This is a genomic window from Pseudonocardia xishanensis (assembly GCF_039541715.1).
Classification (GTDB): domain Bacteria; phylum Actinomycetota; class Actinomycetes; order Mycobacteriales; family Pseudonocardiaceae; genus Pseudonocardia; species Pseudonocardia xishanensis.
In genome coordinates, this window is sequence record NZ_BAABGT010000075.1 from 298,367 (window position 1) to 309,221 (window position 10,855).

Below are 10,855 nucleotides of genomic sequence, written 5' to 3' on the forward strand. Positions count from 1 at the left end.
CTGGCTCCATGATCGCTCGTTCGTTGCGTGCCGCCGCGGTCCTCGCCGGGGCCCTGGTCCTGGCCGGTTGCTCCGGGGCGGCCACGCCGCCGCCGTCCGTCGCGTCGGTGAGCGCCACGCCGCCCGCCCCGACGAGCGTGGCGACCTCGCCGTCCTCGCCGGTCTCGCAGGCCGCGCCGAAGTGCACCCTCGACACGCTGGAGGCCTCGGTCGGGCGGACGACGGGGGAGGCCGGGCAGCGGCACACCACGATCGTCTGGACCAACACCTCGAAGGCGCCGTGCACGATGACGGGCTTCGGTGGGGTCGACCTCAAGGGACCCGCGGACCCCACGTTCGGGCCGACCTACTCGCTGCCGCGCGCGGCCGAGCAGCCCACGACCGTCCGGCTCGCCGCGGGCGCCGCGGCGCACACGGTGATCACCTGGCTGCCCCCGCAGGACGGGTCGGGCTGGACCCCGACCGGGATGCTCGTCACCCCGCCGGACGAGACCCGCTCCGCCGAGCTCCCCTGGCCGGGCGGCGCGGTGCTGCGCCAGGACGGCGCGACCCACCCCGGCACGTTCCTCGGCCCGGTGGGAGCGGGGGCGGAGGGCTAGAGGGCCCGGGGGTCGGAACCTCCCACGTTCCGCAAGCGTGGGAGTCCGGACTGCTGTAGGAGGAGACGAGCGGCACGCTGCTGTGCGGGGACCTGTTCACCGCTTTCGGCACGGCGCCCGCGACGACGGAGTCCGACGTCGTCGGGCCCGCCCTGTCCACCGAGGCGAAGGTGCGCGCCACGGCCCTGACCCCGGGGGACCGGTCCGGCGGTGCGGCCGACCTGCGACCGACGGCGCTGGGGCTGATGCACGGGCCGGTGTTCCGGGGCGACACCGTCGGCGCCCTCACCGACCTCGGGGACGCCTACGACCGGCTGCTCGACGACGCGCTGGCCGCCCGCCACTGAGGGCGGCCGCGGATCACGGCTCCGCCGAGCCCTGGGCGCGGACGTGGGCGGGGCGGGCGGACAGCGGGCTGGCGACGTCCTCCAGCGAGCGGCCCTCGGCGTCGACGGCGAAGAACCACGCCACGATGCCGCCGACCACCATGACGGCGGCGCCGAGGACGTAGCCCCAGAACAGCCGGGTCGGCTCCGAGCCGTCGCCGATGAGGGCGCCGTAGATCACCGGGCCGAGCGCGCCGAAGCACTGCGCGATCGCGAAGAACACCGCGATCGCCTTGGCGCGTACCTCGAGCGGGAACATCTCGCTGACCGTGAGGTAGGCCGAGCTCGCGCCCGCCGAGGCGAAGAAGAAGATCACCGCCCACGCGATGGTCTGGGTGACCGCGGTGAACACCCCCGCCTCGAACAGCCAAGCGCTGACCAGTAGCAGGAGCCCGGAGAGCACGTAGGTCCCGGAGATCATCTTCTTGCGGCCGACGGTGTCGAACAGGTGCCCCAGCGCCAGGGGGCCCACCAGGTTCCCCACGGCGAAGGCGATCAGGTAGATCGGCGTGGACTCCGACGGGACGCCGAAGAACTTGCCCAGCACGAGGGTGTAGGTGAAGAAGATCGCGTTGTAGAGGAAGGACTGCGTGATCATCAGCGAGGCGCCGAGGACCGAGCGGGTGGGGTACTCGCGGAACAGCACGCGCAGCAGCCGGAAGTAGCCGATGTCGGTCGTGGGCCGCAGCTCGATGGCCTTCGAGTCGTCGACCGACGGCAGCGTCCGGCCGCCGGACTCGACCTCGTGCTCGATGAAGGAGATCGACTCCTCCGCCTCGCGCTCCCTGCCGTTCATGATCTGCCAGCGCGGGCTCTCGGGCAGGTGTCGCCGCACGACCAGGATGACCAGCCCGAGGACCGGGCCGATGAGGAAGCCGATCCGCCAGGCGATGCCGACCTCGACGACGTCGAGCAGCAGCAGGGTGCCCAGGGTGCCGATCACCGAGCCCGCCCAGTAGGTGCCGTTGACGGCGATGTCGACGCGGCCGCGGTACCTCGCCGGGACGAGCTCGTCGATCGCGGAGTTGATCGCGGCGTACTCGCCGCCGATGCCCATGCCCGCGACGAAGCGGGTCAGGTACAGGAAGGCGAGCCGGCCGGGGCCCGCGCCGAGGGTCAGCGCGGTCAGGCCGCTGCCGACCATGTAGACGGCGAGCGTGATCATGAACAGGTTCCGGCGGCCGAGCTTGTCGCTGAGCCTGCCGAAGAACAGCGCGCCGACGACCTCACCGGCCAGGTAGACCGACGCGATCGCGCCCGCGGCGGCCGACGACAGGCCGAGGGTGTCCGGTGTGGTCAGCAGGTCGGTGATCGAGCTGGCGACGGTGATCTCGAGCCCGTCGAGGATCCAGGCGACGCCGAGCGCGATCACCATCCTCGTGTGGAACGGCGACCACGGGAGGCGGTCGATGCGGGCGGGGATGAGACTGCGGACGCCGCCGGGCGCGAGGGTCATGGGTCCTCCAGGGAGCCGACACGGCACTGACGGCTCCGTGTACCCACGCAATCGTTAGTTCATGCAACGACCTCGCGTGATCCGGTCCGGGGCGCGATCCAGGCCCCGCAGAGGGCCATCGCCACGAGCACGACGAGCAGCACCGTGAGGGCGACGGCGGGCGTGGTGAGCAGGGCGAGGAGCGCGCCACCGAGACCCACGAACGTCGCCTGGGCGAGCTGGTCGGCCAGCTGCGCGGCGGACGAGTGGTAGCCGACTTGGGCGGAGGCGGAGCCTGCGGAGCCGACCGTCGATGCGGCCGCGGACTCGGCGAGCAGCAGGGCGGACAGCGACGAGAACCCCAGCCCCATCCCGACGCCCGCGACCAGCCAGAACGGCAGCGCCAGCCACGCCACACCCCAGGCGGGCGCGACCAGAAGCAGCCCCGCGGCCCCCGCGGCGACGCCGAGCATGCCGATCCGCAGCAGCCGCGGCCGGGACAGCTCCGGGCGCCTGCCCTGCCAGGCCGCGGCGGACGACCAGCCCAGCGAGCCCGCGATCAGCGGCACTCCCGCCGCGGACAGCGACCAGCCGTGGGTGGCGGTGAGCATCAGCGGCAGGAACGCGGTGGTGGTGAAGAAGGCGCCCGCGATCAACCCCCGCCCGGCGACGACGGCGGCGATGCCCCGCCGCGCCGCGAACGTCCCGGGCGGCACCAACCTGCGCAGCGCGGGGACGAGCACGGCCAGCGAGACGACCGCGGTCACCGCCCCCGGGACGTCCGTGTGCTGCCCGGCCCAGCTCAGCCCGGCGACCCCGAGTGCCGCGGCGACCGCGGCGGGCACGAGCCCGCGCCGGGGCAGGCTCTCGGCGGGCGGCGTGAGCCCGCGGACCGCCGGGAGCACCAGCAGCACCGCGACCGCGACCAGCGGCAGCAGCCCGAGGAAGACCCAGTGCCAGGACAGCTGCTCGGTCACCACGCCCGCGACCGGCGGCCCGACCAGCGACGGCACCACCCACGCCGACGAGACCAGCCCGAACACCGCGGGCCGGGACCGCTCCGCGTAGACCTGCGCGATCAGCACGTAGACCGCGACGCCCTGGGCGCCCGCGCCGAGGCCCTGCAGCAGCCGCCCGACCAGGAGCTGGGCGAACGTGTCCGCGGTGCCCGCCACCAGCAGCCCGGCGCCGAAGACCGCCGGGGCGACCAGCAGGGCCAGGCGGGGGCCGCGGACGTCGCACCAGCGGCCGCCGAGGACGGTGCCGACGACCGTCGTCGCGATGAAGGCGACGAACGGCCAGGCGTAGTCCTCCACCCGGGCGAGGTCGGCGACGACGGCGGGCATGGCGGTGCCCACGCCCATCTGCTCGAAGGCGATGAGGCTGATCAACAGCAGGATCCCGACGGTCACCGACCGCCGGGACCGCCCGAACAGGTCCTCGCGCACGCTCATGGACCAGAGCATGCGACCTCGACCGGGGTTCAGGTCAAGCGGGCCAGCAGCTCGGTGGTGAACCGGGCGGTCCCCGCGTCCCCGCCGAGGTCCCGCGTGCGGCTGCCCCCCGCCAGCTGGGCGCGCATGGCGGCGGTGACCTCCGCCGCGGCCTCGGGGTGGCCGAGGTGCTCCAGCAGCATGGCCGCGGACCAGATGGCGCCCAACGGGTTCGCGAGGTCCCTGCCCGCGATGTCCGGGGCCGAGCCGTGCACCGGCTCGAACATCGACGGGAACGCGCGCTCGGGGTTGAGGTTGCCGGACGGCGCGATCCCGATGGAGCCCGCGACGGCCGCGGCGAGGTCGGACAGGATGTCGCCGAACAGGTTGGACGCGACGATCACGTCGAAGCCCTGAGGGTCCAGCACGAGCTTCGCCGCGAGGGCGTCGATGTGCTCGCTGCGCCACTCGACGCCGGGATGCAGCGCCGCCCGCTCGGCGACGACCTCGTCCCAGAAGGGCATCGAGTGGATGATCCCGTTGGACTTGGTGGCGGAGACGACGTGGTGGCGGCGTTGCTCGGCGAGGGTGAAGGCGTAGTCCGCGATCCGGGAGACGCCGGTGCGGGTGAACACGGCCTCCTGCAGGGCGAGGTCGTTCCCGACCCGGCCGCCGACCTCGGAGTACTCGCCCTCCGAGTTCTCCCGGACGACCACGAGGTCCACGCCGTCGGCCGCGCGCAGGGGGGAGCGCACGCCGTCGAACACGGCGATCGGGCGGAGGTTGACGTACTGGGCGAAGCGGCGGCGGATGGGGATGAGCAGGCCCCAGAGCGAGACGTGGTCCGGGACGCCCGGCCAGCCGACGGCGCCGAGCAGGATCGCGTCGTGCGCGGCGATCCGGTCGAGGCCGTCCGCGGGCATCATGGCGCCCTCGGCGGCGTAGCGCTCGCAGGACCAGTCGAAGGAGTCGTAGGCGAAGGAGATCCCGTGCCGCCGCCCGACGGCGTCGAGCACCGCGGTGGCGGGCGGGATCACCTCCTGCCCGATGCCGTCTCCGGGGATCAGGGCGATGCGGTGGGTCGTGCTCATGGGTCCGACCCTACGGTCGGCGGGGCAGGGCGGCCGCCCCGAGCAGGACGACCAGGCCCGCGAGCGGCACGATCAGCAGGCCGATGCGCAGGGTGGTGGCGTCCGCGACCAGCCCGACGACCGGGGGCGAGACCAGGAACCCGATCCGCAGCAGCCAGCTCACCACGGTCAGGCCCATCCCGGGCGGGAGGCCGGGCAGCTCGTCGGCGGCGTGCATCGCGGCGGGGATGAGCGTCGCGACGCCGAACCCGGCCAGCCCGAACCCCACGATCGTCAGCGGGACGGACGGGAACGCCAGGGACAGGCCCATGCCCGCCACCACGATCGCGGCGCCGCCGCGGGCCGTCGCGCGCTGGCCGAGCCGGTCGACCACCCGGTCGCCGATCAGCCTGCCGAGGAACTCCATCGCCTGCAGGGCCACGAAGCCGAGCCCGGCGAGCCCGGCCGCCGCGCCCAGTCCGGTCAGGTAGACCGCGCCCCAGGAGGCCCCGGAGTCCTCGATCAGCGCGCCCGCCGAGGCGATCACGCCCAGGACCAGCAGGACCAGCCCCGCGCGGCCCGCGGCGCGGGAGCGGAACCGGATCGGCTCGGCGGCCTCGCGATCCGCCTCCTCCGGCCCGGGTAGCAGGAACCGCAGGGCGACCAGCGCGACCACGACGAACAGCGCCGCCGAGATCCCGAGGTGCAGCGGCAGCGGGATCGCCAGCCCGGCGGCGGCCGATCCCATCAGCCCGCCGAGCACCGCGCCCGCGCTCCAGGTGGCGTGGAAGGAGTTGAGGATCGACCGCCCGTACCGGCGCTGGACGCGCAGGGCGTGGGCGTTCTGCGCCACGTCGACGACGGCGTCGCAGGCCCCCGCGAGGAACAGCGCCGCGGCGAGCAGCGCGGCGTTCGGGGCGAGGCCCGCCAGCAGGATGCCGACCGCGACCGCGACCATCCCGATGCTCGCCACGCGGGACGAGCGGAACCGACGGACCAGCGCGGACGCCGTCAGGCCCGCCAGCAGGGCGCCGAACGGGAACGCGGCGACCGCCGTGCCCAGCTCGGCGTTGCTCAGCGCCAGGGAGTCCTTGATCTCCGGGTAGCGGGGCAGCAGGTTCGCGAAGACCGCCCCGTTGGTGAGGAAGACCGCCGCGACCGCGACCCGTGCCCGTTGCTCCGTGCTGGCCATCGGCGGCCAGCGTACGGCGCGGACTACGCCGCGGGCCGGTCGGCGGTGACGAGCCAGGCGGCCGAACCGAACGCGACGCCGTCCGGCCCGGTGCGGGCGCGCAGCAGGTCCCGCAGGTCGTCGAGGGGGCGGTCCGCGGGGCGCAGCCACCCCATCAGGTCCGTGACGACGGCCTCCGCCTCGGCCGGGTCGCGGCCGAGGACGTGCGGGGCCCGCAGCCCGGTGATCCGGACGTCGACGAGCCCGGCGCCGGTCAGCAGCGTGTGGATCCGGTCGGGGTCGGACAGCCCGAACGGGCCTGGCCCCGGCGGCGGGACGGGCGGCTCGGCGCCGCTCATCGCCCGCGCGAGCTCCCGCAGCCACGGGTTCTCCGCGTACGCCTGCCAGGTCAGCAGCGTCATCCGGCCGCCGGGTCGCAGCGCCCGGGCCAGGTTCGCGAAGGCGGCGTCCGGATCGGCGAAGAACATCGCGCCGGTCCGGCTCAGCACGCGGTCGAACGCGGCGTCGGGGAACGGGTGGATCTGGGCGTCGGCCTGCAGGAACGTGGTGCCGGGCGGGGCGTCCCGCCGGGCCCGGGCGAGCATCGCGGCGGACAGGTCGACCCCGAGCACGGTCCCGCCCGGACACCGTTCGGCGGCGGCGCGGACGGTGGCGCCCGTCCCGCACCCGACGTCGAGGACGTGCCGTCCCGGGCCGAGCCGGGCCGCGTCGAGGAACGCGGGGTCGTAGCCGGCGGCGGTCCGCTCGAGGACCGCGGCGTGGGTGGCCCAGACGGTGCCCTGGGCGCCGTCCCAGGCGGCGAGCTGGGCGTCGTTGCCGGGGGCGGTCTCGATCATGGTGTCTCCTCCGGGCTCGGGCGCACGGCCGCGAGCACTCGTGCCCGCCTCGGCCGCGACCGCCTCCATCGTGACCCCGGCGGGCCCGTGCCGGATCACCGGCGCGAGCACCGCGCGCCGGATGGCCGCCTCCAGCTCCGGCCCCCGGCGGCGACGGGCGGGCGCGGCGGTCATGGGGGCACCCTACGGGCCCCGCCCGCAGACGCGGAGCAGCTCGCGGGGCCCGGAGCCGGTGGGGTCCACCGCCGCACCCGACGCATGGCGCGTGCCGTCGCCGCCACGGGGTGAGCCGCAGGCTCGGTGCCCGCCGGGATCGCGGGGATCGGTCGTGCCAGTCCGCGAACCCGGCGCGACGGCGCTCCCGGCGGCTCAGCCTGCCAGGTGGGACCAGCGGGGGGCCAGGGTGGGCCACGGGCCCTCGTCGACGATCCGGCCCGCCTCCACCACCACCACGCGGTCCGCCCGCTCCAGGGCGACCCGGGTGGTGCTCGCCCCGAGCACCGTGGTGCCGCGCGTCCGTAGGGCCGACCAGAGCTCGAGCTCGGTGCGCGCGTCGAGTGCGGAGGACACGTCGTCCGCGATGACCAGCGAGGCGCCGGTGGCCAGCGCCCTGGCCATCGCCAGCCGCTGCACCTGCCCGCCGGAGAGCCGGATGCCCCGGTGTCCGACCGCGGTGTCCGCCCCGCCCGCGACGGCGACGTCGTGGGTCAGCCGGGCGGCCTCGACCGCCTCGGCGAGCCCGCCGGCGGGCCTGCTGAGCGTGATGTTGTCGGTGAACGTGCCGGACAGCACCCGCGGCACCTGCGCGACGTACGCCACCCGCCCAGGGCGCAGGTCGGTCTCCGCCACCACCTCGCCGTTCCAGCGCACCACGCCCTCGGTGCTCACCAGTCCCGCGAGCGCGGCCAGCAGGCTGGACTTGCCCGACCCCACCTCGCCGGTGACCAGGACGAGCTCCCCCGCCCCGATCTCCAGGTCCACGGCCTCGACGCCGATCGTCCCGTCGTCGTGGATCGCGGCGAGCTTCTCGCACACCAGCCGCTCCAGCGGGGCGGGCGGCGCGGGGTCGGCCGCCGGCGCCGTCCCGGCGGTCAGGTCGACACCCTCGGGCAGCCGCGTCGGGTCCGCGGGCGCGGCCAGCGCGCCGACGTCCGCCAGCCAGCGCCGAGTGGCCGGTGCCTCGGTGACGACGGTGGCGCCGACCTGGCCGAAGTACCCGGACCCCGCGAGGACCGTGCTGACCAGCAGGGCGGTCGCCAGGTCCCAGACCCCGGCCAGGTGCAGGGTCCAGGTCAGCACGATGCCGCCCTGCACGAGCACGCCGGGCAGGCCCTCGAACAGGGTCTGCAGGCGCTGCTCGCGGATGATCATCCGGACCCGGGTGCCGTCGACGGCCGCGAGGTGGGCGCGGACCGCGTCGGTGGCGGCGGCCAGCTTGATCGTGCGCACCGCCTCCAGCACGGAGGCGAGCTCCGCGCCGAACCGGCCGCGGGCGTCCGCGGCGGCCCGTCCGGCCCGCCCGACGAACGGCGCGCCGAGCGACGCGGCCGCCATGCAGAGCCCGAGCATCCCGGCCACGACCAGCGCGGCCCGGACGTCCCACGCCGCGAGCCCGGCGAGCCCGACCATGATGGCGGCCATCGTCACGTCCACCCAGTTGTCCAGGTAGATCACCATGCGCTCGGAGTCCAGCGCGCGCGCGACGACCTCGCCCGTGGGCGTGCGGGCGGGCCTGCGGGACATGGTCTGGCCGCGGAGCACCGCGAGCCGCAGCCGCAGCGTGACAGCGGTCCACCACAGCGTGTACGTGCGGTAGGCCAGCGCGATCCACAACGGGAACGACAGCAGGACCACGGTCAGTGCGACGGCGGCGGGCCAGGGCGACCCGCCCGCCTGCAACGCGCCCGCGACCGAGCCCCACAGCGCGCCGGTGGCCACGCCGGTGGCGCCGCACGCCACGGCGAGGGTGAACAGGGCGGCCCCGGCCAGACCCCAGCGCGGGTGGGCGAACACCAGCCGCGGCACCGCCCGGCGCAGCGGGGGAGTGGTGCTCGGCACGGTGCGGCTCGGCGGGGTGGCCCGGCGACCCGCGCGGAGCAGGGTCGGAGTGTGGTCGGGGTCCGCGGAGGTGGGGTCGGTGCCCGCGGCCAGCAGCTCCGCGAACAGCCCCGGCTCCCGCTCGACCTGCGCTCGGGGGCCCGACTGGACCAGGACCCCGTCCTCCAGCACCGCGACGGAGTCCGCGTGCCGGACCGTCGAGAGGCGGTGGGCGATCACGATCCCGGTGCGCCCCGCCAGCAGCGAGCGGGTCGCGCGGGTGACCCGTTCCTCGGTCCGCGGGTCCATCCGGGCGGTCGCCTCGTCCAGCACCACGAGCCCGACGTCGCGGACCAGCAGCCGCGCGAACGCGACGAGCTGCTGCTCGCCCGCCGACAGCGTCGTGCCGCCGGAGCCGAGCCGGGTGTCCAGGCCCGCGGGGAGGGCGGCCACCCAGTCGTCCAGACCCAGCGCGGTGAAGGCCGCCTCGATCGCGGCGCGGGGCACGGGCTGGTGGAGGGCGACGTTCTCGGCGAGCGTGGCGGACAGCAGCTCCGTGCGCTGGGTGACCACCCCCACCGCCCGACGCACCGCGCCGAGCTGCAGGTGCGTCACGTCCCGACCGCCCAGCCGGACCTGGCCCGGCGGCGGTTCCACGGCCCGGGAGAGGACCTTCGCAACCGTCGACTTGCCGGATCCGGTGCGGCCCACGAGCGCGCACGTGGTCCCGGCGGGCACGGTCAGCGAGACGCCCGCGAGGCGGAACCCGCCCTCGTACCCGGCGGTCAGGCCCGTCAGCGACACAGCCAGTGGGCCTGCGGGGACCGGGTCGCCGTCCGCGGGCTCGCGCGGGGCGGTGAGCAGGGTCGAGACCCGGGTGAGGGCGCCCAGCCCGGCCTGGATCTCCGGCAGCTGGTTGGCGATCTCGTCGACCTGCGCCACGAACGCCGAGGCCAGCAGCCACAGCGCGACGAGCCCGGCGACGCCTGCGGCCCCCGAGCCCGACACCAGCCACACCCCGCCGAGCAGCACCGCCCCGAGCAGGCCGTGGGTCACCAGTCCCGTGCGGAACGTGACCGCGGTCGTGGCCACGCGGGTGGCCCTCACCCGCGCCATCACCACGGCCGCCCGCGCGGCGTACCCGCGCACGACGTGCGGCTGGCCCAGGGAGGTCCGGATGTCGTCCTGCCCGGCGACGGCCTCCTCCAGCTGCGCCGCGTGCTCCGACCAGGCCTCCTCCTCGGCGACCGTGCAGCGTGCGATCCGGGCGGTCAGCGGCCGGGCCACCGTCACCGTGAGCACCGCGACCAGCGGGAACGCGATCCAGGCCGGCCAGAAGAGCACCCCGGCGGCGATCCACGCCGCGGCCGAGCGCAGCACCGCGGCGGCGCTCTCCCAGCCGATCCGGCGGAACAGGGTGCCGATCTCGCGGGCGTCGTCGTCCACCCGGTCCAGCAGCTCGCCGACGGCCTGGTCCTCCAGCCGCGCGACGGGCTGGGCCAGCGCGGCGTCGACTAGGTCACCGCGCAGCCGACCCTCCGCGCGCCCCACGACACCGGAGAACACCACGCGACCGACGGTGTCCAGCACCGCCGCCCCGAGCACCAGTACGGCGAGCAGGCCGACGAGCTCGACCGTGGGGCCCGCCGCCACCCGTCCGACGACGGTGGCGGCCACCGCCTCGCCCGCGGCGGCCACGACCGCCGCGGACACCGCGAGCGCGGTCGGCACGCCGCCCAGCCGTCGCCACGTCAACGGCCGCACGCCGCCCACCTCCCGAAGTCGGTGAGGACGGTAGCCGCCGGGGATCACCCGCCGCCTCCGCTTTTCCGCACCGGCGAGGGGCACGGACGACGGCGGGCCCCGG

General features: G+C 75.8%; 8 protein-coding genes. 2 read left to right on the forward strand and 6 right to left on the reverse strand.

Annotated elements, in window-relative coordinates:
* The first annotated feature begins 8 nt into the window (after nucleotides 1-8).
* On the forward strand, nucleotides 9-599 hold the full coding sequence (locus tag ABD993_RS24975) for a DUF4232 domain-containing protein (protein WP_345423222.1): 591 nt from the start codon (nucleotides 9-11) through the stop codon (nucleotides 597-599).
* A 170-nt stretch (nucleotides 600-769) separates the two neighbouring features.
* Nucleotides 770-946: a hypothetical protein gene (locus ABD993_RS24980; RefSeq protein WP_345423225.1), complete on the forward strand. Its 177-nt coding sequence runs from the start codon at nucleotides 770-772 to the stop codon at nucleotides 944-946.
* 13 nt (nucleotides 947-959) lie between these two features.
* On the opposite strand, the gene ABD993_RS24985 is transcribed toward ABD993_RS24980, so the two are convergent.
* The 6 genes from ABD993_RS24985 to ABD993_RS25010 form a co-directional block, all read right to left on the reverse strand.
* Entirely contained in the window at nucleotides 960-2,441 is a 1,482-nt protein-coding gene (locus ABD993_RS24985; protein WP_345423228.1) for an MFS transporter, read from the reverse strand.
* Nucleotides 2,442-2,500: 59 nt separating this feature from the next.
* Nucleotides 2,501-3,874, reverse strand: a complete 1,374-nt coding sequence (locus tag ABD993_RS24990; RefSeq protein ID WP_345423231.1) for an MFS transporter — start codon at nucleotides 3,872-3,874, stop codon at nucleotides 2,501-2,503.
* Nucleotides 3,875-3,903: 29 nt separating this feature from the next.
* On the reverse strand, nucleotides 3,904-4,944 hold the full coding sequence (locus ABD993_RS24995; RefSeq protein WP_345423234.1) for a tartrate dehydrogenase: 1,041 nt from the start codon (nucleotides 4,942-4,944) through the stop codon (nucleotides 3,904-3,906).
* A 10-nt stretch (nucleotides 4,945-4,954) separates the two neighbouring features.
* Complete coding sequence (locus ABD993_RS25000) at nucleotides 4,955-6,115, reverse strand: MFS transporter (RefSeq protein ID WP_345423237.1); 1,161 nt, start codon at nucleotides 6,113-6,115, stop codon at nucleotides 4,955-4,957.
* 23 nt (nucleotides 6,116-6,138) lie between these two features.
* Nucleotides 6,139-7,125, reverse strand: coding sequence for a class I SAM-dependent methyltransferase (locus tag ABD993_RS25005; RefSeq protein ID WP_345423240.1), 987 nt, complete (start codon nucleotides 7,123-7,125; stop codon nucleotides 6,139-6,141).
* A 195-nt stretch (nucleotides 7,126-7,320) separates the two neighbouring features.
* Nucleotides 7,321-10,752 (reverse strand): ATP-binding cassette domain-containing protein, encoded by a 3,432-nt coding sequence (locus tag ABD993_RS25010; RefSeq protein ID WP_345423243.1) that lies wholly within the window; start codon nucleotides 10,750-10,752, stop codon nucleotides 7,321-7,323.
* Between the last annotated feature and the right edge of the window lie 103 nt (nucleotides 10,753-10,855).